Genomic DNA, 22,338 nt, shown 5'->3' with positions numbered 1-22,338 from the left:
GATGGAAGACCGCGCCACCGGGCCCCGCCGGCCCCCCGAGCCCACCTTCGCCGAGCTGTTCACGCCCAAGCTGGTGACCGTCCTGCGTGAGGGCTATCGCGCGGCCGACCTTCGTGCCGACATGATCGCCGGCCTTACCGTCGCCATCGTGGCCCTGCCGCTGTCCATGGCGATCGCCATCGCGTCGGGTGCCGGGCCGGAACGCGGCCTCTACACCGCCATCATCGGCGGCTTCCTCATCTCGGCCCTGGGTGGCAGCCGCTTCCAGGTCGGCGGCCCCGCCGGCGCCTTCATCATCCTGGTGGCCGCCACGGTCGACCGGCACGGCATGGACGGGCTGCTGCTGGCGACGATGCTGGCCGGTTTCATCCTGCTGGCGCTGGGGTTCCTGCGCCTGGGCACCTACGTCAAGTTCATCCCCTACCCCGTCACAGTGGGCTTCACAGCCGGGATCGCCGTCATCATCTTCGCCAGCCAGGTGAAGGAACTGCTGGGGTTGACCCTGGCCGGTCGCGAGCCGGGCGAGATCGTCGACAAGGTCGCCACCCTGTGGGGTGCCGCCGGCACGCTCAACCCGGCGGCGCTGGCGGTGGCCGTCGCTACCATCGCCATCATCTCCGGCCTCCGGCGCTGGCGCCCGGCTTGGCCCGGGCTGCTGATCGCGGTCGTGCTGGTGTCCGTCGCGGCCGCCCTCCTGGCGCTGCCGGTCGAGACGATCGGGACCCGCTTCGGCGGCATCCCCAGCACCCTGCCCTGGCCGGAGCTGCCGCCGGTGTCCTGGGAGCGGGTGCAGGCGGTCCTGCCCGATGCGCTGGCCTTTGCCCTGCTGGGGGCGATCGAGTCGCTGCTGTCGGCGGTGGTGGCCGACGGCATGACCGGTCGGCGCCACCGCTCGAACTGCGAGCTGGTGGCGCAGGGTGCGGCCAACATCGGCTCGGCCCTGTTCGGCGGCATCTGCGCCACCGGCACGATCGCGCGCACGGCCACCAACGTCCGCTCCGGCGCGCGCGGGCCGGTCGCGGGCATGCTGCATTCGATCTTCCTGCTGGTCTTCATGCTGGTGGCGGCCCCGCTCGCCGCCTACGTGCCGCTGGCCGCCCTGGCGGCCGTGCTGGCGCTCGTCGCCTGGAAGATGATCGAGCGGCACGAGATGGCGACCCTGCTGCGCGCTTCGCGCGGGGATGCGGTGGTGCTGCTCGCGACCTTCCTGCTGACAGTCTTCCGCGACCTGACCGAGGGCATCCTGGTCGGCTTCGCGCTGGGCACGCTGCTCTTCGTCCACCGCATGGCGACCGCGACCGCCATCGAGGCGATCGACGACCAGGCCGACGCGCGGGAGCGCGTGCCCTTCGATCCCGCGCTTGCCGCCGACCCGGACGTCGTCGTCTATCGCATCACCGGCCCGCTCTTCTTCGGCGCGGCCTCGACCGTGGGCGCGGTGCTGGACCGCATCGCCGACCAGCGCCGGGCCTTCGTCGTCGACCTGTCGGCCGTGCCCTTCCTCGATTCGACCGCTGCCAACACGCTGGCGGGTGCCGCCCGCAAGGCCGCGCGCGGCAATGTGCGCTTCTTCATCACCGGCGCATCGGTCGGCGTGCGCCGCACCCTGCTGGCCCACGGGGTCGCCGCACCGGCGGTCGAGTACCGTGCGCAGATCACCGATGCGGTGGCGGAGGCCCAGGCGACCAAGGCCGCCTGAGCCTTCGCGATCCTACAGCCGGTAGACGCGGGCCGCCGTGTCGTGGAAGAGGCTGGCCCGCTCGGACGGCGAATAGCCGGCCGTCAGCCGCTTGAAGGAATTCCACAGCACGGTGTAGCTGCAGCTCCCCTTGTCGACCGGGAAGTTCGATTCGAACATGCAGCGCTCGACGCCGAACAGCTCGATCGTATGCTCGTAGTAGCGCCGCGTCGCCTGCATCAGCTCTTCGCTGGTCGGCGGGCGCGGGTTGCGCTCGAAGCCGAAGCCGTTGATCGACATCACCAGCCCGCCCAGCTTGGCCACCACGTTGGGACAGGCGGCGAGGTCGCCAATTGCCGATCGCCATTCGGCGAAGACCTCGTCGCCGCGGCCGGCATAGGGGCCGACGCCGAGCGGACCGCCGAAATGATCCAGGATGATGGTGGTATCCGGGAAGGCCCGCGCCAGCGCCGTCAGGTGCGGGATCTGGGTATGGTAGCACCAGCCCTCGAAGGTCAGGCCGCGCGGCGCCAGATGGGCGAAGCCCGCCAGGAAACCCGGCTCGGCATAGATATTGGGCGGCGGGTTGGTGCGGTGCCGGACCAGGTCCGGGCTGGCGTGCCAGGCGCCGCTGACGCGAATGCCGCGGAAGCGACCGTTGCCGGCGGCGATCTGGGCATCGAGCGCGCGGGCCGACGCGGCATCGCCCATCAGCAGCGGCACGTAGCCGACGATGCCGGCGGCGATCCGGCAGGCGCCATAGCCGCCGGACGCGCTCATCGCCGCGATGCCGTTCACGAATTCCGTCTCGCCGACGCAGCGCAGCTCCTCCGGCCCGTCCTGGCGGTACATCGCCCCGCATTCGACGAACACGGTCGAGACGATGTTGTGGCCGGCGCGCAGGTCCACCAGGATATCGTCCAGCAGGTAGCGTGGCTCGATGTAGTCGTCCCGGCCCTCCCACAAGTGGTGGTGCGGGTCGCAGATCGGCAGGTCCGGCTCCAGCGCGTCCTCGGCCGTCAGCGCCAGCCAGGCTTCGTTCCTCGCCACCACGGCATATCCCTCCTATGTTTTCCGCTGTTCAGAATGCCGGCTGGGTCAACCGGCCGCCAGCCCCTCGAGGTAGGCGACGATGTCGTCGCAGCCGACCACATCGGCGAACTGCCGGTCCATGTCGAAGAGGCTGACTGCGTGGGAGATCGGGATGCGGTCGAAGACCGCCTCGCGCGCAACGATCGTGCGGAAGTTGTAGGAGGACGAGTCGAACACCGTCGCCCGCACGCAGTTGCTGGTCGCCCCGCCGACGACGATCACGGTGTCCACCCCGCGATCGACCAGATAGCTCAGCAGCGGGGTGCCGAAGAAGCCGCTCGGCTTCTTCTTGACGAAGACCACGTCGCCCGGCTCCGGCCCGAGTTCCGGCAGCAGCTCGGCACCTGGAGTGCCGTCGAGGCACCAGTCCTCGCGCTGCAGCAGATCGCGCTTGCGGCCATAGACGCCGATATCGCTGCCGCCCGGATCGAGCGTGAAGCGGGTGAAGAAGACCGGCGCCCCGGCCGAGCGGGCGGCGTGTGCCAGGCGTGCCACCTGGTCGACGGCGGCCCAGCCGATGGGGCCGCAGCTGCTGGGATAGCGGCCGTCGTCGACGCCGCGCTCGCCCACCATGTAGCGCTGGCAGTCGATGGCCAGGAGCGCCGGCCGCCGGCCGAAGCCCATCCGGCGGCCGAAGCGTGCCCGCGCCATCACCGCGCGATCGGCATCCGTCAGGTACCGATCCCATTCCCGCTCGTCCATCACCCCTCCTGTTCGATCGATGCCGCCCGAACCAGGTCCCTCGCCGTCTCGGCGATCGGCAGGTCCACCAGCCGGCCTTCATGGGCAATCGCGCCGATGCCGTCCCGCACCGCGGCGTCGTAGGCCGCGACCAGGCGGCGGGCCGTCGCCACTTCCGCAGCGGTCGGGGCGAACACGCGATTGGCGATCGGCACCTGGGTCGGGTGGATGCAGCTCTTGCCGCGGAAACCCAGCCCGCGGGAGGCCTCGGCATCCCGCTCGAAGGCCGCGAGGTCGGCGATGCCGGTGAAGGCACTGTCGAGCGCATCGACCCCGGCCTCGGCCGCGGCCAGCAGCAGCATGGTGCGGATCGCGGTCAATCCCTCGGTCGTCGGACGCAGCCCGGTGCTGGCCGCAAGATCGCCAGTGCCGAGCTGCAGGGCCACCACCCGGCCAGAGGCGGTGGCGATGGCATGGGCATGGCGCAGGCCGGCCGCGGACTCGATCGTCGGCATCAAACCGATCCGGGCCTTCAGGCCCAGCTTGCGCTCGACATGGGCCAGCAGCTCCTCGGCGACATGCAGGTCGCGCGGGCTCTCGACCTTGGGCACGTTGACGACATCGAGGCCGCTGCCCGCCACTTCCAGGATGTCGTCGAACATCAGCCCGCTCGCCAGCGGATTGACGCGGACGATGACCTCCTTGGCCGATCCGGCGGCCGCACGCAGGGCGCGCGCCACGGCCACGCGCGCATCGGCCTTCTGCGCGGCGGCAACCGCATCCTCCAGGTCGAAGGAGATGCCGTCCGCGGCCGACGCGAACGCCTTGTCGAAGAGCTCCGGGCGGCTGCCGGGGACGAACAGCTTGCTTCGCCGGAGTCGGCGCATCGCGATCCTCACCGTGGTAGGCCTCGTCGTGGTCGGCACCGAGGCTAGGCGCCCAAGCATCATTGTCTACAATTTTCTGCGAGTGCCGCCTGGGCCGCCGGCAGCTTGTCGAGGATGTGCGCCTCGGTCACCCGGGCGGCATCGAAGAGGCGCCCCTCGGCCAGGAAGCGCGTGATCCGTTCATGCTCCGCCACGGACCGGCTGCGCGTCAGCTTCTCGGCCAGCAGCGCCCAACGGATGGGCTCGGCCATCTCGTTCAGCATGTCGAGGGGCCGGCGCAGCGGCTCGTTGCCGCCGAAATCGAGGATCAGCCGGTGGAAGACGTTGTTCTCATGCAGATAGGCCTCAAGGTCGCGGCGCCTGAAATGGTCACGCATGCGCCGGTTGCTCTGCTCGAGCGCGCTCACCAGCGGCTCCAGGTCGCGGCCGGCCAGGCTCTCGACCGAGTGGCGCTCCAGCAGGGCGCGCAGGCGGTAGATCTGCTCGATCGCCTCCGGCGAGTAGCTGCGCACGCGAAACCCGCGCCGGGGCTCGTGCACCGTCAGGCCGCGCAGCTCCAGCAGGCGCAGCGCCTCGCGCACGGGGCCGCGGCTGGCCCCGTACTCGGCCTCCAGCCCCTGCTCGCGCAGGGCCGCGCCGGGCCGGTAGCGGCCAGTGATGATGCCGTGGCGGATCTGCTCTGCCAGCCGGTATGGGATCGGCTTGGGGACCGGGCTCATGCCCCGGCTGGCGGATGACGCCCGATCCAGTGGCGGGCAAGATCGAGGCGCCGGCAGACCCAGGTGCGGTCGTGGCCGATCACATGATCGAGAAAACGGGCGAGGCCCCGGGCCCGCCCCGGCCGGCCGACGATGCGCGGGTGCAGGCCGATCGACATCATCCGCGGCGTGTCGGCCCCCTCCTCGTAGAGCTGGTCGAAGGCATCGCGCAGATAGGTGAAGAAGGCATCGCCGTTGGCGAAGCCGGCGGGCATCGTGAACTTGGCGTCGTTCGTGTCCATCGTGTAGGGCACGACCAGATGGTCGCGGCCCGACACGGTCACCCAGTAGGGCAGCTCGTCGTTGTAGGCATCGGAATCGTAGAGAAAGCCCCCTTCCTCGACGAGCAGGCGGCGGGTGTTCGTGCTCGGCCCGTAGCGGCAATACCAGCCGGCCGGCCGTTCGCCGGCGATCCGGGCAATGCTCTCGACCGCGCGCTGGATGTGATCCCGCTCCTCGGCCTCCGACAGCCGGAAATGCTCGACCCAGCGCCAGCCGTGGCTGCAGATGTCGTGCCCGGCGGCGACGATCGCCTCGACCGCATGGGGATTGCGCTCAAGCGCCATGGCGCAGCCGAAGATCGTCATCGGCAGCCGCCGCTCGGCGAACAGCCGCATCACCCGCCAGAACCCGACACGGCTGCCGAACTCGTACATCGTCTCGAAAGCCAGGTCGCGTTCGCCCACCGGCACCCGGCCGCCGGCGGCCTCGGCCAGGCCGATCTCGACCCGGCCGTCACCTTCGAGGATCGAATACTCCGACCCCTCCTCGTAGTTGAGGACGAAGTTGACCGCCACCCTGGCCCCGCCCGGCCAGTCGGCCCGCGGCGGCCGGTCCGCATAGCCGATGAGATCGCGCTGCATGTCCCCTCCCGCCCCGCGGCATGGCCGATGATTTCGGCCATCCTAGCAAAATTGTAGACAAAATCGAGCGCCGGGGTTTAGCGTCGAATTGCCGGTTCAACGGAGAATTCAGGCCCGTGGCAGCCGCCCGCGCGGCGCCGGCGGTGGCGAAACAGGATTCGGGGCGCATCCGCCGCGGCGGTCGCCCCGGGGAGGGGACCCTTGGCCATGACCCGCTTCATTCGCCTTGCTTCGATGTTCGCCCTGGCGCTTGCCGCCTTCGCACCGGCCAGCCCGGCCGCGGCGCAGCAGAAGCACCAGTGGAAGTTCGTATCGATCATCCCGGCCGGACAGGACGCGTTCATCGACCGCTTCAAGGAACTGGCGGCGGAGATCACCAAGCAGACCGGCGGCCAGGTCGACGTCATGTTCCACGCCGCGGGCGAGTTGCCCTACAAGGGGCCGGAACATCTGCGCGTGACGGCCAAGGGCATGATCGAGATGTCCGAGGTGGTCGGCAGCATGGGCTTCGGCGACGCACCGCCGCTGGTCCTGGGCGATCTTCCCTACCTGGCGCTCAATGACGAGGAACGCACGGTCCTGCGGGGCATCATGTGGCCGGAGATCTACGCCGCCCTGCGCAAGCAGGGCGTGGAGCCGATCTCGTGGGGCGCCTATCCGCCGCGCAACATCGTCCTGCGCGAGCCGGTAAAGGGGCTGGCCGACATCAAGGGCCGGAAGATCCGCACGGCCGGCGGGCTGGAATCGGACTATGTGAAGCAGTGGGGTGCGGCCCCCTCCTTCGTCGTCTGGGCCGAGGTCTATCCCGCCACCCAGCGCGGCATCGTCGACGGCGTGCTGACGGCCGCGGTCGCGGTCGAGACCTCGAAGCTCTACGAAGTCGCCCCCCACTTCCTGAAGATCGACGGCCCCGTCGCGCACTTCTATGTGACGGTGAACGCGGATTCCTGGAGCAAGCTGACACCCGAGCTGCAGAAGACGGTGCGGGGGGTCGGCGACTGGTGGGCCGATCGCTGGCAGAAGCTGGTGGTCGACGAGGCCGACAACGGCGCGATCAAGCGGATGCAGGAAAAGGGTCAGATCAAGTCCCTGGTCCAGGTGCCGCCCGAAAGCCACATCGAGACGCGCCGCAACCTGATCCCGATCTATCGCGCCTATGTGAAGGACAAGGTCGGCGCACAGGGCAGCGCCGCGCTGGAGCGCGCGCTGACCGCCCTCAAGCTGCAATAGGCCGATGGACCTGCATGCCGCAGCCTGCCGCCTCAGCCGATGGTCGGTGGCGGTGGGCGGCGTGGCGCTGGCGGTGATGATCCTGCTCATCACCGCCCAGGTCGTCTCCCGGCGCTTTCTGGAATCGCCGATGGTGATTGCCGACGAGTTGTCCGGCTACCTGCTGGTCATCACCACCTTCTCGGCGCTTGGCTATGCCCAGCATCGCGGCGACCATATCCAGGTGACGCTGCTGGTCGACTACCTGTCCCCACGGGTAAAGGCCGTCCTGCACGTGCTGTGGTGCCTGATCGGGCTGCCGTTCCTGGCGCTGCTGATATGGCGCACCGCGGTCCTGACCCATGACAGCTATGTCAGCGGCTCCTTCTCGGTCTCGGCCACCAACGTCATCCTGTGGCCGATCCAGCTTTTCGTGCCGCTGGGCCTGGGCGTCTTCCTGATCCAGATGGCGGCCGAACTCATGGTGGCGCTGGGCGCCCTGCGCGAGGGGCGGTCATGAGTTGGGAACTGCTCGCGGCGATCTATTTCGGGCTCATGCTGGCGCTGCTGTTCGGCGGCGTGTGGATCGCGATCAGCCTGGGCGCGGCCGGCGTCGTCGGCCTCTGGATGGTCAAGCCGGCCTTGCTGGGCGGCATCGAATCGGTGGTCTGGAACACCGTCGACAGCTTCGTGCTGACGGCCGTTCCGCTGTTCCTGTTCATGGGCGCGGTCATCCTGCACAGCGGCATCAGCGCCCGCTTCTACCGCAGCCTGTCCGTATGGCTGACCGGGGTGCCGGGCGGGTTGGCACAGGCGAACATCGCGGCCTGCGCCATCTTCGCGGCACTCTGCGGCTCCAGCGTGGCGACGGCAGCGGCCGTGGGCGCGATCGCCATTCCCGAGATGAAGAAGCGGGGCTACGGGCTGCGGCCGATCACCGGCACGCTGGCCGCGGGCGGAACGCTGGGCATCCTGATTCCGCCCTCGATCCCTTTCATCATCTACGGCTCGACGGTCGGGGAATCGGTCGGCAAGCTGTTCGTGGCCGGCATCATCCCGGGGGTCATGATGACCGCCGTCTTCATGCTGTTCCTGGCCGTGCAGGCGCGCTTCTCGCCAGACCAGCTTCCGCCCTCCAGCGAACGGGCCTCCTGGCGCCAGCGGATGGCGGGCCTGCTCGATCTCGTCCCGGTCGTCGGGCTGATCCTGGTCGTGATCGGCGGCATCTATGTCGGGATCATGACGCCCACGGAGGCCGCCGGCATCGGCGCTGCCGGTGCCGTGGTGGTCGCGGCCATCTATGGCGGCCTTACCCTGGACGTGCTGCGTCGCAGCCTGCTCGACGCGTTGCGCACCAATGCGATGATCCTCTTCATCGTCATCGGCGCGCAGATCCTGTCCTTCGCCCTGGTGTCGGCCGGCATCCCGCGGGCGATCGTCAGCGCCATCAACGCACTCGACGCCGCACCATACATGGTGCTGCTGCTGGTCGTGGTGATGTACCTGATCCTGGGCTGCCTGGTGGACGCGCTCTCCCTGATGCTCCTGACGCTGCCGGTCGTCCATCCGGTGATGATGGCGGCCGGCTTCGACCCGATCTGGTTCGGCGTGGTGCTGGTGCTGCTGCTGGAGGTGGGGCTGATCACCCCGCCGGTCGGGGTCAATCTGTTCGTCATCCAGGGCATGGCCGGGACCACCCTCGGCGAGGTGAGTTGGGGGGCGTTCCCCTATGTGCTGCTGCTGCTGGCCGGCGTGCTGGCGCTGACCATCTTCCCCGACATCGCGCTCTGGCTGCCCCGCCGCTTGTTCTGAGCCTACGCGACCGACCCTCGCACCAGCCGGTCGGTCGCGGCATCGGCCGGGTGCAGGGTCTCGATCCGCAGGTCCTGCAGCGTGATGTCCTGGGCGGTGCCCAGGGTCGCGATGGTGCTGACGAAGCGCAGCGGCCCGGCCGGCGTGCGCAGCACGGCCGGCACGATCAGGTCCGGCGCGCCGGCGGCATCGAGCGCCGGCAGCGGCGGCACGCCCGGATAGGCCAGCGCCTCGGCCAGCAGCCGGCGCCGTGTCGGGTCCCCATCGCGCGCCACCTCGCGCCGCACGCGGCCCAGCACCGCCAGCGCCACCTCCTGCCAGTTGTCGAGCTGGTGGCGCAGGCCGTCGGGGTGGCAGAGCAGCCGCAGCAGGTTGGGCCGCGGGCGGTCGAGCAGGACCAGGGCCGGCGGCGGCGGCCCCCCGATGGCATCGGGCCCGCAGGCGGCGACGGACGCTATGTAGGGGGCGTTGGCCATCAGCACGTCCCAGCGCGAATCGAGCGCCACGCCAGGGAAGGGCGCGTGGTGCTCCAGGATCATGGTCAATGCCTGCACCACGTCGGCCATCTCGGGCGCGTCGATCGGCGTCTCGCGATAGGCGGGCGCGAATCCGGCGGCCAGCAGCAGCTCGTTGCGGTCGCGCCGCGGCACGGCCAGTGCCGCCGACAGGCGCAGCACCAGCTCGCGGCTGGGCCGGGCCCGCCCGCTCTCGACGAAGCTGAGGTGGCGGGTCGAGACGCCGCTCTCGCCCGACAGCTCCATCTGGCTCATCCGGCGGGTGCGGCGCCACTGTGCCAGCAGCGGGCCGATGGTGGGTTCCTGGCGGGTGGGGTAGCTCATGGCGGTCGCCTCCCTTGGTCGACCCCGAAGCTAGTCCCGCCGCCGCCGACGGGCCATTACCCGCAAGGTAATGGCCCGTCTCCCCGTCAGTCGCCCTCGACCGGCCGGCCGGGCAGCGGCGCGATGGCGCGGAAGGCGCGCTTCAACTGGAACAGCTTGCGGTCGCGCTCCTGGAACAGCTCGGCCACGCTGCGCCCGCCATAGTCGTAGTACCCGGCGCCGGCGTGCACCCCCGTGCGGCCGGCCTCGACCAGCCGGTCGAGCGTGGCGCTGCGGCCGGTCGCCTCCGGCGGGGTGTAGGAGCGGTTGGCGAGGATCTTGCGCGACAGTTCCAGGCCGGTGAAGTCGGTCTTCATCAGCTGGCCCATCAGCGCCATGCGCAGGGCCAGGCCGTGGCGGATCGAATCGTCGATGTCGGCCGGGGTGGCGACGCCGGCATCGAGCAGGGCCTGGATCTCCAGCCCGATCGCCCCTTGCAGGCGGTTGGCGATGAAGCCCGGCACGAAGCGGCGCAGTACGATCGGGTGCTTGCCGAACCCGGCATAGAGCGCCCGGACCTGCTCCACCACCGCCGGGTCAGTGCCCGGCCCTGCCACCACGTCGACGAGGTCGACCAGGTAGGGCGGGGTGTACCAGTGGGCGATCAGCGTGCGCGGCGCCCGCCTCGCCGGCACCAGCGGGAAGATGTCCAGCATCGAGGTGTTGCTGGCGAGGATGGCATCCTCGGGCGCTAGCGCGTCGATCGCGGCGAACACCTGGCGCTTCACCTCGGCATCCTCGGCCACGGCCTCGACGACGAGGCCCGCACCCGCCACCGCCTCGGCCAGGTCGGGGACGATGCGGACCTGCGCGTCCAGGCGGGCGGCCGTCCAGCCGGGCGGCGCCTCGCCCGCCTCGGCGATGGTGGCGAGGGCCGTGTGCATCAGGCCGGGCGCCCGGGCCAGTGCCGCCGGGCTGTTGTCATAGAGACGGACGGGGTGTCCGCCCAGCGCATGCACCAGGGCCAGGGCGTGGCCCATGGTGCCGGCGCCCAGAACGGCGACCGGCATGGGAGCGGTGGTCATGGTTGTGCCTCCAGCCGTCACGGCGTCCAGCCCAGGGGGGCGCGGGCCTCGGGATCGGTCGCCACGTCGATGACGGCGGGCCGGCCCGACGCCTCAGCCTCGGCGAAGGCGGCCGCGAAGTCGGATGCCTTTTCCACCCGCACGCCGAAGCAGTCCATCGACTGGGCGATGCGGGCGAAGTTCATCGGGTGGAAGACGTAGATCTCGTTCTTGTTGCCGTTGCGCCCCTCATAGGCGGCGTCGATGCTGCGGGCACCCTGGGCCAGGCAGCCATTGTTGTTGACGACCGTGATGGTGTGGATGCCGCAGCGCCGCGCCGTCTCCAGCTCGGCCATGTGGTACATGAAGCCGCCATCGCCGGTGAAGCAGACGACCGGCCGGCCGGGCAGCGCGCACTTGGCCCCCAGCGCGCCGGGGAAGCCCCAGCCCAGCGAGCCCGCCGCGCGCATGTAGCCCTGGCCCGGATGGCGCAGTTCCACCAGCGTGCCGCTCCATTGCGAGGAATAGCCGGTGTCGGCGACCAGCAGCGCATCGGCCGGCAGCACGCGGGTCAGCTCGGCGCACAGCCGCTCGGGCCGGATCGGGCCGGTGCCCGCGGCCAGCGCGGGTGCCGTCTCCGCCCGCCATTCGGCCACCAGCGCCTGGGCGCGCGCGGCCCAGGCACCGGCCGGGCGCGCCGCCACCATGGCCGCAAGCTGCTCCACGCCGGTGCGGACATCGGCCTGCACGCCGATGGTGCCGGGATAGGAGCGGCCCAGCTCGGCCGGGTCCGGGTCGATCTGGACCACGGGCGTGCCCGGCATGGGCAGCACCCAGTTGCTGGTCACCTGGTCGCCGGTGTCGCAGCCGACGAAGATTACGAGGTCGGCCTCGGCCACGATGCGGTTGGCGCACTTGCGCGAATAGGTGCCGACGATGCCGCCGTTCAGGGGATGCTGGTCGACCATCACCGCCTTGGCATCCAGTGCGGCCACCACCGGCGCCGACAGCCGCTCGGCCAGGGCCACGATGGCGGCCTCGGCCTGGGAGACCATGGCGCCCAGGCCCACCACCAGCACCGGCCGGCTGGCGCCGTCGATGGCGGCGGCCGCCTGGCGCAGCATCTCCGGGTCGGCCGGCGGGCGGTATGCGGGCACGCGGGCGAAGGCCGGCTCCGGCATTGCGGCACCCGGGCAGTCCAGCAGGGCGGTCGTATCCCCGGTCATGCCGTTGATGTCGAGATGGGCGGGTCCGGGGCGGCCAGTCGTGGCCGTGCGGAATGCCTGGCGGAAAAGCTGCGGTAGCTGTTCGGGCAGGTCGACGCGGGCCGTCATCTTGGTCACGGCCGAGAACAGCGGCTCGTGCGGGATCTCCTGGTAGGAATTGCGGTACTGCTCGAAGGGCGGCTTGCGCCCGGTCAGCGCCACCACGCTCGACTGGCCGAGCCAGGCGTCCTGCAATCCTGCCGCCAGGTTGGCCGCCCCCACCGCCTGGGCCATGCACAGGGCCGGGCGACGGGCCGCGCGCGAATAGCCGTCGGCCATGTAGGCCGCCGCCTTCTCAGAGCGCGCCAGCACCCGGCGGATGCCGACATCCTCCATCTCCACCAGCGCGCGGCGCAGCACGGCGTCGACGAAGAAGACATGGTCTATGCCGGCGGCCTGGGCCGCCTCGGCGATGTAGCGCGCACCTTTCATGGTGGGGACGGACGGCATGGGGTCGGACGCTCCTCCTGATTTCTGGCGCCAGCAGGCCGACGCGGCGCCGGCTTCGTCAAGGGTGTGCGTCCATTACCAAAGCCGTAATTGCGCGCCCGTCCGCGGCGGGCGACTGTCACCACAGCCGCGCCAGCCAAGAGCCGACCATGGCCGATGATCAGCCCCAGCCCCGCCAGCCGACCCCGACCGCGCCGGCGCTGTCGGCGCGGACCCGCCGCATCCTGGAAGGGCCGGTCGCCCCCACCCTGCTGCGCCTGGCCCTGCCCAACCTGGGGGAGGCCGCCGCCCGCATCGCCTTCATCAGCTTCGACGCCGTCTTCGTCGGCTGGATCGGCACCGATGCCCTGGCCGGCGTGTCGCTCGCCTTCCCGTTCTTCCTGCTGATGCAGATGACGTCGGCCAGCGGGCTCGGTGCCGGCGTCAACGGTGCGGTCGCGCGGGCCATGGGGGCCGGCCGGCGCGACGATGCCGCGGCGATCGCCTGGCACGCCGTCTTGCTGGCGCTCGCCATCGGCGGCGTCTTCACCCTGCTGATGCTGGCGGGCGGTCCCTGGCTCTATGCCGCACTTGGGGCGACCGGCGGCGGGCTGGCGGCGGCCGTCACCTATTCGGCCATCGTCTTCGGCGGGGTGGTCGCGGTCTGGCTGATGAACCTGATGGCCAACATCGTCCGCGGCACGGGCAACATGCTGGTGCCGGCCACCGCCATCATGGCCGGCGAGGCGGTCCACCTCGCCCTGTCGCCCACCCTGATCCTGGGGCTGGGGCCGGTGCCGCAGATGGGCGTGGCGGGTGCGGCGCTGGCGGTCGTCGCGTCCTATGCCACCGGCGCCATGGTCCTGGCCTGGCACCTGCTGTCGGGTCGCGGCGAGATCCGGCTGGCCGCCGCCCGGCCGGAGCACCGGCATTTCGCGGCCATCCTGGGCGTCGGCGTGCCCGCCGCCCTCAACGTCGTGCAGGCCCAGGCGACGATGATCGTCGCCACCGGCTATGCGGCGGCCTTCGGCACCGTGGCGCTGGCAGGCTACGGGGCGGCCGCCCGGCTCGACCTGCTGCAGATCCCGCTCACCTTCGCCATGGGGTCGGCGGTGATCGCCATGGTCGCGACCAGCGTCGGCGCCGGCCGCCTGGACCGCGCGCGGCGCGTCGCCTGGACCGGGGCCGGCCTGGGCGTGCTGATCGGCGCCATCTTCGCCGCCGTCGCGGTCTTCCTGCCGGAGGGCTGGATGGGGCTATTCTCCGACGACCCGGCGGCGATCGCCGCCGGGGCCGACTATCTGCGGCGGGTCGGCCCGTCCTACCCGGTGCTGGGCCTGGGACTGGGCCTGTTCTTCTCGCTGCTGGGCCTGGGCCGGGCCAAGGCACCCTTCCTGGCCGGCACCCTGCGGCTGGCGGTGGTGGCACTGGGCGGCTGGGCCGCGATCCACTGGCTGGGCGGCGACCTGCGTATGCTGGCGCTGGTCATCGCCGCCGCGGCGCTGGCCTTCACCCTGGCGATGCTGGCCGTCGCCGCCGCCACGCGCGAGCTGCGGCGGTAGCCCGGCGTTGCCGGCCAGCCGGCCGCCGTGCGAGGCTGGCGCCCATCATGACCATCGAACTGACCGACGCCCAGTTGGAGCGTTACGCCCGCCACGTCATCCTGGACGAGGTCGGCGAGGAGGGGCAGGCGAAGCTGCTGGCGGCCCGCGTGCTGGTGGTGGGGCGGGCGGCCTGGGGCACCGGTGCTCCTCTACCTGGCCGCGGCCGGCATCGGCCAGCTCACCGTCGCCGACCACGACACGGTCGAGCTGTCGAACCTGCAGCGGCAGGTGATCCATTCGACCGAGACGATCGGCCAGCCCAAGGCCGAGAGTGCGGCCATCGCCATCCGCCGGCTCGACCCCGACGCGCGGGTGACGGCGCTGGTCGAGAAGGTGACGGCGGCCAATGTCGAGGCGCTGGTCGCCGGTCACGACCTGGTGGTCGACGGCACCGACAATTTCGCCGCCCGCTACCTGCTGAACGACGCCTGCTTTTTCGGTGGCGTGCCCCTGGTGTCGGCGGCACTGCTGCGCTTCGAGGGGCAGATCTCGACCTACAAGGCGCACGAGCCGGGCGAGAGCCGGCCCTGCTATCGCTGCCTCTTCCGGGCGCCGCCGCCCGCCGACCTGGTGCCGCGCTGCGAGCAGGCCGGCATCTTCGGCGCGGTCGCGGGCGTCGTCGGCACCATGCAGGCGACCGAGGTGCTGAAGGAGATCCTGGGCCTGGGCGACAGCTTGGCCGGCACGCTGCTGCTCTACGACGCGCTGGCGGCATCGGTCCGGCGCATTCGGGCCAAGCGCGACCCGGACTGCCCGCTATGCGGCACGCATCCGACGATCCGCGACCTGTCGGAGCATGTGGCACCCCAAAGGGCCGCCTGACAAAATCAACATACCGGGTATCATGTCCCGGATGACGGCCTTTCCCCTGCTCTTTTCCCCCGTCCGGCTGGGTCGGCTGACCTTGGCGAATCGCGTCGTCATGGCGGCGATGGAGACCAATCTCGCCGACCCCTCGGGCGCCGTGACCGAGGCCCTGGTTGCCCACTATCGCCGGCGGGCGGCGGGCGGGGCCGGGATGGTCACGGTCGAGTACGCCTGCGTCGAGCAGCGGCACGGCCGCGGCAGCAGCATCCAGCTAGCGCTCGACGAGGACCGGCTGGTGGCGGGCCATGCACGCTTGGCCGCCGCCATCGCCGACCAGGGGGCCGTCGCCTGCCTGCAGTTGCACCATGCCGGCCGCCAGACCAGCCCGCGCTTCCTGGACGGGCGCCAGCCGGTGGCACCCTCGGCCCATGAAAGCTGGATGTTCCGGACCACGCCCCGCGCGCTGGACGACGCGGAGGTGGAGGCGCTGGTCGGGCAGTTCGCCGATGCCGCCGCCCGCGCCGTCGCGGCGGGCTATGCCGCGATCGAGTTGCATGGCGCCCATGGCTACCTGCTGGGGCAGTTCCTGTCGCCCTGGACCAACCGGCGGGACGACCGCTGGGGGGGCGATGCCCAACGGCGCCTCGCCTTCCCGTCCGCCGTCGTGCGCCGGGTGAAGGCCGCGATCGGCGACCGGCCGCTGGTCTATCGCCTGTCGGCCGAGGAGTTCGTGCCGGGCGGCATCGACCCGGACGAGGCCGCCGCGGCCGCCTGCGCCCTGGTCGCGGCCGGGGCGGACGCCATCCATGTCTCGACCGGCATCGCCGAGCGGCTCGACACCAACGTCGACCCGATCGCCACGGCCGAGGGCTGGCGGCTTGGCCATGCACGGCGCATCCGACGGGCGCTGGCCGGTGCTGCCCCCGTGATCGGCGTCGGCGTCATCCGCAGCCCGGCGATGGCCGAGGCCGCGATCGCCGAGGGCAGCGCCGACCTGATCGCCCTCGGCCGAGCCCTGCTGGCCGACCCGGACTGGCCGCGCAAGGCCGCGGCGGGCCGCGTTGCCGCCATCCGTCCCTGTACCTCCTGCAACTGGTGCATCCAGCGCCTGGGCCAGCATGGCGGCATCGGCTGTGCGGAGAACCCGGCCGTGGGCCGCGACCAACTCGACGGGCCAGCGATCCGGACCAATCGGCCGCGCGCAGTGGTCGCCGGCGGTGGCCCTGGTGGAATGGCAGGCGCCGTCCTGCTGGCCGAGGCCGGCTGGCGGGTGACGCTGCTGGAGGCCAGCGTCCGCCTGGGTGGCGGCATCGACGTCTCGGCCAGGCCGCCCTTCAAGGACAAGCTGCTGTGGTATCGCGACCATCTGGTCCGGCGCCTGGCCGAGACCGGGGTGGACGTGCAATGCGGCACCCCTGCGGACGCGGCCGGCATCCTGGCCCACGACCCGGCCTTCGTGCTGGTCGCGACCGGATCGCTGGAGCGTGATGGCGAGGTGGCCCCGGGCGGCATCGTGGTGCCGGCCTATGACGTGCTGGCGGGTGACCGGCCGCTGGGGCCCGGACCGATCCTGGTCTATGGCGGCGGCGAGACCGGCTGCGAGACGGCCGAACTGGCGGCCGCCGAGGGCTGGACGGTCCATCTCGTCACCCGGTCGACCGCCCGCCAGCTCGCCCGCAGCGCCGAGCTGGTCTATCGCCGCACGCTGCTGCAACGGCTGCACGCGCATCCGCGCATCGAATTGCTGGCAGAGACCCGGCTGGCCCGCGTCGAGGGCGACCAGGCGCTGCTGGAAGGGCCGGGCGGCGCCCGCCGCAGAATCGCCTGCGGCCAGGTCCTGCTGGCCCAGGGCCGGCGCCCGGCCGACGGACTGGCCACGGCGATGGCGGCCGCCGGCGTGCCCCACGCCGTCATCGGCGACGCCCGGCGGGGCGGGCGCATCGGCGATGCCGTGAACGACGCCTGGGACGCGATCCGGGGATTGCCGCCGGCATAGGCCGGGCTTATGGCGCCCCTGGCCCGGATGCGGCCCGGCATGCTATCCGGTTGGGCTCGGGGACATCGAAATCGGGGGTACGGGGGATGAGCAAGGATCCGCTGACGGAGGACTACGTGCGCGATGTCGCGCGCAGCGCCCAGGGCGTGAAGATCGACCCGGAGGACGCGACCATGGTGGCGCTGACCATCGCCCCCTTCAACCGCATCATCCGCGAGGCCGCACTGGCCCTGCCGTTCGAGGCCGAGCCGGCGCAGTTCCTGCTGGCGCTGGCCCCCCGCACCGCGGGAGCCGCCTCGTGAGCGACACCAACCCGCTGCATCTCGACCTGGTCGGCGTGGCCGAGGCCATCGCCGGCCGCCAGGTATCCTCGGTCGAGGTCACCCGCGCCTGCCTGGAAGCGGCCGACCGACTGCAATCGCCCCTCAACCTCTATATCCGCATCGACGGCGACGAGGCGCTGGCGGCCGCGGCCCAGGCCGACGCGGCGATCGCCCGCGGCGACCGGCTGGGGCCGCTGCATGGCGTGCCGCTGGCCCACAAGGACATGTACTACCGCGCCGGCCGGGTCGTGACCTGCGGCTCGCAGATCCGCCGCAACTGGGTGGCCGACACCACGGCGACCGCACTCGATCGCCTGTCGGCGGCGGGCGCGCTCAACCTCGGCACGCTCAACATGGCCGAGTTCGCCATGGGCGGGACGGGCCACAACTATCACTTCGGCCATTGCCGCAACCCCTGGAACGTCGACCATGTCCCCGGCGGGTCGTCTTCGGGCTCGGGTGCCGGCGTCGCCGCCCGCCTGTTCTACGGCGCGCTGGGCTCGGACACCGGCGGCTCGATCCGCCTGCCGGCCGCCTTCTGCGGCGTCACCGGCATCAAGCCGACGCAGACCCGCGTCAGCCGCTACGGCGCCATGCCGCTCAGCTTCTCGATGGACAATGTCGGCCCGCTCGCCCGCTCGGCGCGCGACTGCGCCCGCCTGCTGGGCATCATCGCCGGGGCCGACCCGCGCGACCCGACCGCCAGCACCCTGCCGGTGCCCGACTACGAGGCCGGCATCGGGTCCGGCGTCGCCGGGCTGACGATCGCGGTGCCGACCAGCCACTATCTCGACAACCTCCATGCCGACGTGCTGGCGGCCTACGAGGCGGCGACCCAGCTATTCGAGCGCATGGGCGCCCGCCTGGTCGAGGTGGCGGTGCCCGACCACGACCAGATGCTGGCGGCGATCCACGCCGTCATCGCCGTCGAGGCCGCCGCCATCCACGGTCCCTGGCTGCGCAAGCGCCCGGGCGAGTACAGCCAGGCCGTGCGCTCGCGCATCGAGCCCGGCCTCTACTACCCGGCGACGCGCTACCTGGAGGCGCTCAACCTGCGCTCGACCATCCTGGCCGCCTTCAACGCCGCGGTCTTCGACAAGGCCGACGCGATGCTGACGCCCGTGCTGGCAACCCCGGTGCCGACGCTGGCCGCCACCGACGCGCACAGTAACCCGGACGGCTCGCGCGCGGCAGCCGCCGTCGCCCGCAACACCCGGCCGATCAACTATCTGGGCCTGCCGGCGCTGGCCTTCCCCGGCGGCTTCTCGTCGAACGGCCTGCCGATCGGCCTCCAGCTCGTGGGCCGCGCCTTCGACGAGGCGACGCTGCTGCGCATGGGCCATGCCTACCAGCAGGAGACCCGCTGGCACGAGCGGCTGCCGCCGCTGGCCGCCGGCACGGAGTAGGCCGTCAGGCGCGGACGGCACCCGCCATCCGCGCCGACCGCCGCTGGCGCCGGGCCCGCCGGCGCCGCAGCCACAGGAAGAGGCCGGTGCCGAACAGCAGGGCCGGCGCCAGGCCGGCCAGGCACATCAGGACGCGGCCGGCCAGGCCGGCGATCTCGCCCGTGTGGGTCGGCAATATCCATTCATGCAGCAGCCGGCCGCCGACCGGCCGCTCCTCGCTGCGAAAGACAGCCCGCACCGCGCCCGAGAAGCGGTCGACATGCACGACGGCACCCCCGTCGGCATAGTGCTGCCGGCGGTCGTCGGGCCGGCGCAGGCGCACCTGGATCGTGCCGTTGGCGGCCGGTCCCTGCGGCACCTGCACCATCGTCGGGACGGCATCCGGCAAGGTTGCCAGGGCGATGGCGACGGCGTGGTCGACGGCGATGGGCGACACGCCCGCGACGGCTTCCGAACGCGGCGCGCGGGGCGGCGGCGGGGTATCCATCACCGCCTTCAGGGGTGGCCGCACGTAGCCGGGAAAGACCAGGACCAACCCGGTCAGCCCGGAGGCCAGCAACGGCACCACCATCAGCGCGCCGGCCAGCTTGTGCAGGTCGTAGTTGAACCAGTAGCTGCCCTGGCCGGCGCGCACCGTGACCGCGCCGCGCAGGCCGCCGCGGCGCGGCCACCACATGTAGAGCCCCGACGCGCAGAAGAGGATCAGCGCGATCCCGAGGAATCCCACCGCCGTCTCGCCCCAGGAATGGTCGCCCACCAGCAGGTGGGCGTGCAGGCCGATGAGGAAACCCACCAGCCTGTCTTCCGGCGCCCGCACCCCCAGCAGGCGAGCGCTGCCGGGATCGACGAAGGCCTCCTGGAAGGGCTGCGACCCGGGCCCGAAGCGGTCCTTCATCAGCACCGAAGCGGCCTGCCCCGGCTCGCGTGGCAAGCGCAGGTTGACGAAGCCGGGCGGCCCGCCGGGATGGGCCGCGGTCGCGGTCGCCAGCATCTGATCGAGGGAGACGGGCGCCCCCGGCTCCACCCGGTGGAGTGCCGGCGCCAGCCAGCGGTCGATCTCTGGCTGGAAGACGATCAGGCTGCCGGTCAGCCCGACGAAGGCGACGAGGACGCCCAGCGCCAGCCCCAGCCAGCGATGGACGAGGGCGACGGCCCGCCGGAGGCGGCCGCGCCCGGGGGCCGTCGCCGCCATCAGAAGTTGGCTTGGAGCGACAGCAGGAACGAGCGCGGCGCGCCGGGCAGCAGGAACGGCGTGCGCGTCGGGTTGAGGTAATATTCCCGGTCGAACAGGTTGTTGACGTTGAGCCGCAGCGTGTAGCCCTCGCCGCGATAGTAGACGGCGGCATCGACCCGGGTGTAGCCGCCCACCGTGAAGTCGTTGGCCGAGGTGCCGAAGCGGTCGTCGACATAGACGGCCCCACCGCCGAAGCCGAGGCCGGCCAGCGGCCCGGCCTGCAGCTCGTAGGTCGACCACAGGCTGGCGGTATGCTCGGGGATGCCGGCCGGCCGCTTGCCCTTCGTGTTGTTGGCGGCGGCCGTGATCCGGGCATCGGTGTAGGCGTAGCCCGCGATCACCTTCCAGCCCGGCAGCACCTCGCCCGAGAGGGAGACTTCGACGCCCTTGCTCTCCTGCTCGCCCTCCGACACCTGGAAGCCCGGGTTCTCGAGGTCGGGCGTGTTCACGTTCGAGCGCTTGATCTGGTAGCCGGCCAGCGTGCCGCTGAGGCGGCCGCCCAGCAGGTCGAGCTTGATGCCGGCCTCGTAGAGGTCGGCCTTCTCGGCCTCCAGGATCTGGCCGCCGGCACTGAGCGGGAAGGCGTTCACCGGGGTGAAGGAGCGGGCGTAGGTGGCATAGAGCGACACCGGCTCGATCGGCTGCCAGACGATGCCCGCGCGCGGGCTGAACGCCTGGTCCTCCTTCTTGGGCAGGGGGGCGCCGGGGCTGGTCCGCTTCTGGTCGACATGGTCGAAGCGCCCTCCCAGCACCAGGGTCAGCCCGCGCATCAACTCGATCTGGTCCTGGACGTAGAGGCCGGCCTGCCAGCGATCCGTCTCCTGGCGGAAGCGCGAGAAGGCGGCGGTGGGGGCGGTGTTGCCATAGACCGGCTGGAAGATGTCGATCGGCGCGGCGGCGGCGGAATCGAAGATCGAGACGGTCTTGCGCTTGGCCAGTTCGGCACCGACCAGGAAGGTGTGCTCCATGCCGGCGATGACGACCTTGTGGGTCAGGTCGGCCTGCCAGCCGAGATCCTCGAACTCGAAGCCGCTGTCGATGATCGTGCGATTGAGCGTGCGGCCGTCGGCCTGCACCGCGGCACCCCGGGTGTACCAGTCGTCGTTGCGCGTGTTCGAATAGAGGACCGAGGTGCGCAGGTTGGTGGCGCCGTTGAAATCATGGTCGAGGCTGAGGCGCGCCTGCTCCTTGCGATTGCGGAAGCGATCGGTCGGCTCGCCCAGGAAACGGTCGATGGGCACGCCGGCCAGCGGCCCGTTGCCCTGGCGCGGGATGCCGACGTCGGGCGTCTGCCGCATGTTCACGATCTCGCCGTCGAGCACGACCGTGGTGCCGCCATGGGGGGACCACTGGAAGGCCGGCGACACGGCGACCTTCCGCGAGGTCACCTCGTCGCGGAAGCTGTCGGCCGTCTCATGCACGGCATTGAGGCGGTAGGCGAAGTGCCGGGCCGGGTCGAGCGCGCCCGTCAGGTCGATCTGCTGGCGCATCAGATTGTTGCTGCCGACGACGAGACGCCCCTCATAGGCGGGCGTGGTCAGCGGCCGCTTGGTGACGATGTTGACGGCACCACCCGGGTTGCCGCGCCCGTAGAGCACGGAGGCCGGCCCCTTCAGAACCTCGATGCGCTCGACATTGTAGGCGTCGAGGTCGGTCGCCGAGCTGTCGCCGTCGGTGAACTCGGTGCGCAGCGCGCCGTCCCGGTACACCGACGCGGCAAAGCCCCGCGAGAAGATGGACTTGCCCTCGCCGCCATCGACGAAGACCGTGCCCGGCACGTTGCGCAGCGCCTCGTCGATGCGCAGGACCTGCTGGTCGTCGAGCACCGCGCGCGGCACCACCTGGACGCTGGCCGGCACCTTGGCGATCGGCGTGTCGGTCTTGGTGGCGGTGGTGGCCGACCGGACGCGGTAGGCGGCGGAATCCCGCCCCTCGACGCTCACCCCGGGCAGCGACACCACGCCCGGCGTGGCGGCCGGCAGCGGCTCCAGCGTCACGGCATCGGCGCGCAGGAAGCGATAGCCGAGGCCAGTGCCGCGCAGCATCAGCCCCAGCGCCTCGGCCGGGGTGTAGGTGCCCTCGACCGCGCGCGCCGTCGCCGCGAAGGGCTGCTCGGCGGTGTAGAGCACCTGGATGCCGGTCTGGGCCGAGAGGGCCGCGATCGCCCGCGGCAGGGGCTGGGCCGGGATGGCGAAGCGGAAGGTAGGCGCCGCCTGGGCGGTCTGCACCGCGCCCGCCGCCTGGCGGGGCACGCCCTTCCGGTCGTCGGCCGCGTCGGCCGGCAGGGCCGCCATGCCGGCCAGGGCGGATATCGCCATCGCCCATCGGGCCGGCCGGCCCGCGATCCATCTCTTCATCGTCCCCCTCCGTCGCTCCAGGATGCGGACGCCGATGCTGTTGCGAGGCGTTCGC

General features: G+C 71.6%; 19 protein-coding genes. 9 read left to right on the top strand and 10 right to left on the bottom strand.

Annotated elements, in window-relative coordinates:
- Position 1 precedes the first annotated feature (1 nt).
- The gene (locus tag STVA_RS27400; protein WP_123690149.1) at positions 2-1,699 is read left to right on the top strand and encodes a SulP family inorganic anion transporter; all 1,698 of its coding nucleotides are present in this window, start codon (positions 2-4) and stop codon (positions 1,697-1,699) included.
- Positions 1,700-1,711: 12 nt separating this feature from the next.
- Here the strand turns inward: STVA_RS27400 and STVA_RS27395 are convergent, their stop codons facing one another.
- From STVA_RS27395 to puuE, 5 genes are read right to left on the bottom strand one after another with little or no spacing between them, the layout of a single operon-like run.
- The gene (locus STVA_RS27395; protein ID WP_123691277.1) at positions 1,712-2,728 is read right to left on the bottom strand and encodes an amidohydrolase family protein; all 1,017 of its coding nucleotides are present in this window, start codon (positions 2,726-2,728) and stop codon (positions 1,712-1,714) included.
- 48 nt (positions 2,729-2,776) lie between these two features.
- The gene (locus STVA_RS27390; protein ID WP_123690150.1) at positions 2,777-3,472 is read right to left on the bottom strand and encodes a cysteine hydrolase family protein; all 696 of its coding nucleotides are present in this window, start codon (positions 3,470-3,472) and stop codon (positions 2,777-2,779) included.
- On the bottom strand, positions 3,472-4,338 hold the full coding sequence (locus STVA_RS27385; protein ID WP_123690151.1) for an HpcH/HpaI aldolase/citrate lyase family protein: 867 nt from the start codon (positions 4,336-4,338) through the stop codon (positions 3,472-3,474). Before STVA_RS27385 ends, STVA_RS27390 begins: the two co-directional genes overlap by 1 nt.
- A 59-nt stretch (positions 4,339-4,397) precedes the next feature.
- Positions 4,398-5,057, bottom strand: coding sequence for a GntR family transcriptional regulator (locus STVA_RS27380; protein ID WP_123690152.1), 660 nt, complete (start codon positions 5,055-5,057; stop codon positions 4,398-4,400).
- Positions 5,054-5,959 (bottom strand): allantoinase PuuE, encoded by a 906-nt coding sequence (gene puuE / locus STVA_RS27375; RefSeq protein WP_123690153.1) that lies wholly within the window; start codon positions 5,957-5,959, stop codon positions 5,054-5,056. The genes STVA_RS27380 and puuE overlap by 4 nt, the downstream gene beginning before the upstream one ends.
- Positions 5,960-6,166: 207 nt before the next feature.
- On the opposite strand from puuE, the gene STVA_RS27370 reads away from it, so the two are divergent.
- From STVA_RS27370 to STVA_RS27360, 3 genes are read left to right on the top strand one after another with little or no spacing between them, the layout of a single operon-like run.
- Positions 6,167-7,189, top strand: coding sequence for a TRAP transporter substrate-binding protein (locus tag STVA_RS27370; RefSeq protein ID WP_142235901.1), 1,023 nt, complete (start codon positions 6,167-6,169; stop codon positions 7,187-7,189).
- 4 nt (positions 7,190-7,193) lie between these two features.
- Entirely contained in the window at positions 7,194-7,688 is a 495-nt protein-coding gene (locus tag STVA_RS27365; protein ID WP_123690155.1) for a TRAP transporter small permease subunit, read from the top strand.
- Positions 7,685-8,980, top strand: coding sequence for a TRAP transporter large permease (locus tag STVA_RS27360; RefSeq protein ID WP_123690156.1), 1,296 nt, complete (start codon positions 7,685-7,687; stop codon positions 8,978-8,980). Before STVA_RS27365 ends, STVA_RS27360 begins: the two co-directional genes overlap by 4 nt.
- 2 nt (positions 8,981-8,982) lie before the next feature.
- On the opposite strand, the gene STVA_RS27355 is transcribed toward STVA_RS27360, so the two are convergent.
- From STVA_RS27355 to STVA_RS27345, 3 genes are all read right to left on the bottom strand, one after another.
- Positions 8,983-9,819 carry a helix-turn-helix domain-containing protein gene (locus STVA_RS27355; protein ID WP_123690157.1) on the bottom strand — a complete coding sequence of 279 codons (837 nt, stop codon included), beginning with the start codon at positions 9,817-9,819 and terminating at the stop codon, positions 8,983-8,985.
- An 86-nt stretch (positions 9,820-9,905) separates the two neighbouring features.
- Positions 9,906-10,883: a 3-hydroxyacyl-CoA dehydrogenase family protein gene (locus STVA_RS27350; RefSeq protein WP_245978330.1), complete on the bottom strand. Its 978-nt coding sequence runs from the start codon at positions 10,881-10,883 to the stop codon at positions 9,906-9,908.
- Between the two features lie 17 nt (positions 10,884-10,900).
- A complete protein-coding gene (locus STVA_RS27345; RefSeq protein ID WP_197735749.1) occupies positions 10,901-12,577 on the bottom strand; it encodes a thiamine pyrophosphate-binding protein in 1,677 nt (558 codons plus the stop codon).
- 149 nt (positions 12,578-12,726) lie between these two features.
- Between STVA_RS27345 and STVA_RS27340 the strand changes: the two genes are divergently transcribed.
- The 5 genes from STVA_RS27340 (at position 12,727) to STVA_RS27320 (ending at position 18,692) form a co-directional block, all read left to right on the top strand.
- Positions 12,727-14,118 (top strand): MATE family efflux transporter, encoded by a 1,392-nt coding sequence (locus STVA_RS27340; RefSeq protein WP_123690160.1) that lies wholly within the window; start codon positions 12,727-12,729, stop codon positions 14,116-14,118.
- 183 nt (positions 14,119-14,301) lie between these two features.
- Complete coding sequence (locus tag STVA_RS27335) at positions 14,302-14,982, top strand: HesA/MoeB/ThiF family protein (protein WP_338092721.1); 681 nt, start codon at positions 14,302-14,304, stop codon at positions 14,980-14,982.
- A gap of 22 nt (positions 14,983-15,004) precedes the next feature.
- On the top strand, positions 15,005-16,963 hold the full coding sequence (locus STVA_RS27330) for an oxidoreductase (protein WP_197735748.1): 1,959 nt from the start codon (positions 15,005-15,007) through the stop codon (positions 16,961-16,963).
- Between the two features lie 86 nt (positions 16,964-17,049).
- Positions 17,050-17,265, top strand: a complete 216-nt coding sequence (locus STVA_RS27325) for a hypothetical protein (RefSeq protein ID WP_123690162.1) — start codon at positions 17,050-17,052, stop codon at positions 17,263-17,265.
- Positions 17,262-18,692 carry an amidase gene (locus STVA_RS27320; protein ID WP_123690163.1) on the top strand — a complete coding sequence of 477 codons (1,431 nt, stop codon included), beginning with the start codon at positions 17,262-17,264 and terminating at the stop codon, positions 18,690-18,692. The genes STVA_RS27325 and STVA_RS27320 overlap by 4 nt, the downstream gene beginning before the upstream one ends.
- Before the next feature lie 4 nt (positions 18,693-18,696).
- Here STVA_RS27320 and STVA_RS27315 read toward each other — a convergent pair whose 3' ends face one another.
- Both STVA_RS27315 and STVA_RS27310 read right to left on the bottom strand, forming a co-directional pair.
- Positions 18,697-19,884, bottom strand: coding sequence for a PepSY-associated TM helix domain-containing protein (locus tag STVA_RS27315; protein ID WP_123690164.1), 1,188 nt, complete (start codon positions 19,882-19,884; stop codon positions 18,697-18,699).
- Positions 19,884-22,283: a TonB-dependent siderophore receptor gene (locus STVA_RS27310; protein ID WP_142235900.1), complete on the bottom strand. Its 2,400-nt coding sequence runs from the start codon at positions 22,281-22,283 to the stop codon at positions 19,884-19,886. The genes STVA_RS27315 and STVA_RS27310 overlap by 1 nt, the downstream gene beginning before the upstream one ends.
- Positions 22,284-22,338: the final 55 nt, after the last annotated feature.

The sequence above is a fragment of the Stella humosa genome (assembly GCF_006738645.1).
Lineage (GTDB): Bacteria > Pseudomonadota > Alphaproteobacteria > ATCC43930 > Allostellaceae > Allostella > Allostella humosa.
Note: the sequence above shows the minus strand (reverse complement) of the source record. Positions and strands in the feature narration are given on the sequence as shown.

Bases quoted from the DNA above. Each gene is read 5' to 3' on its own strand.
- STVA_RS27400 (WP_123690149.1), top strand. From the start codon at position 2: ATGGAAGACCGCGCCACCGGGCCCCGCCGGCCCCCCGAGCCCACCTTC.
- puuE (WP_123690153.1), bottom strand. From the start codon at position 5,959: ATGCAGCGCGATCTCATCGGCTATGCGGACCGGCCGCCGCGGGCCGAC.
- STVA_RS27315 (WP_123690164.1), bottom strand. From the start codon at position 19,884: ATGGCGGCGACGGCCCCCGGGCGCGGCCGCCTCCGGCGGGCCGTCGCC.
- STVA_RS27385 (WP_123690151.1), bottom strand. From the start codon at position 4,338: ATGCGCCGACTCCGGCGAAGCAAGCTGTTCGTCCCCGGCAGCCGCCCG.
- STVA_RS27355 (WP_123690157.1), bottom strand. From the start codon at position 9,819: ATGAGCTACCCCACCCGCCAGGAACCCACCATCGGCCCGCTGCTGGCA.
- STVA_RS27330 (WP_197735748.1), top strand. From the start codon at position 15,005: ATGTCCCGGATGACGGCCTTTCCCCTGCTCTTTTCCCCCGTCCGGCTG.
- STVA_RS27360 (WP_123690156.1), top strand. From the start codon at position 7,685: ATGAGTTGGGAACTGCTCGCGGCGATCTATTTCGGGCTCATGCTGGCG.
- STVA_RS27390 (WP_123690150.1), bottom strand. From the start codon at position 3,472: ATGGACGAGCGGGAATGGGATCGGTACCTGACGGATGCCGATCGCGCG.
- STVA_RS27350 (WP_245978330.1), bottom strand. From the start codon at position 10,883: ATGACCACCGCTCCCATGCCGGTCGCCGTTCTGGGCGCCGGCACCATG.
- STVA_RS27370 (WP_142235901.1), top strand. From the start codon at position 6,167: ATGACCCGCTTCATTCGCCTTGCTTCGATGTTCGCCCTGGCGCTTGCC.
- STVA_RS27365 (WP_123690155.1), top strand. From the start codon at position 7,194: ATGGACCTGCATGCCGCAGCCTGCCGCCTCAGCCGATGGTCGGTGGCG.
- STVA_RS27340 (WP_123690160.1), top strand. From the start codon at position 12,727: ATGGCCGATGATCAGCCCCAGCCCCGCCAGCCGACCCCGACCGCGCCG.
- STVA_RS27345 (WP_197735749.1), bottom strand. From the start codon at position 12,577: ATGCCGTCCGTCCCCACCATGAAAGGTGCGCGCTACATCGCCGAGGCG.
- STVA_RS27380 (WP_123690152.1), bottom strand. From the start codon at position 5,057: ATGAGCCCGGTCCCCAAGCCGATCCCATACCGGCTGGCAGAGCAGATC.
- STVA_RS27325 (WP_123690162.1), top strand. From the start codon at position 17,050: ATGAGCAAGGATCCGCTGACGGAGGACTACGTGCGCGATGTCGCGCGC.
- STVA_RS27310 (WP_142235900.1), bottom strand. From the start codon at position 22,283: ATGAAGAGATGGATCGCGGGCCGGCCGGCCCGATGGGCGATGGCGATA.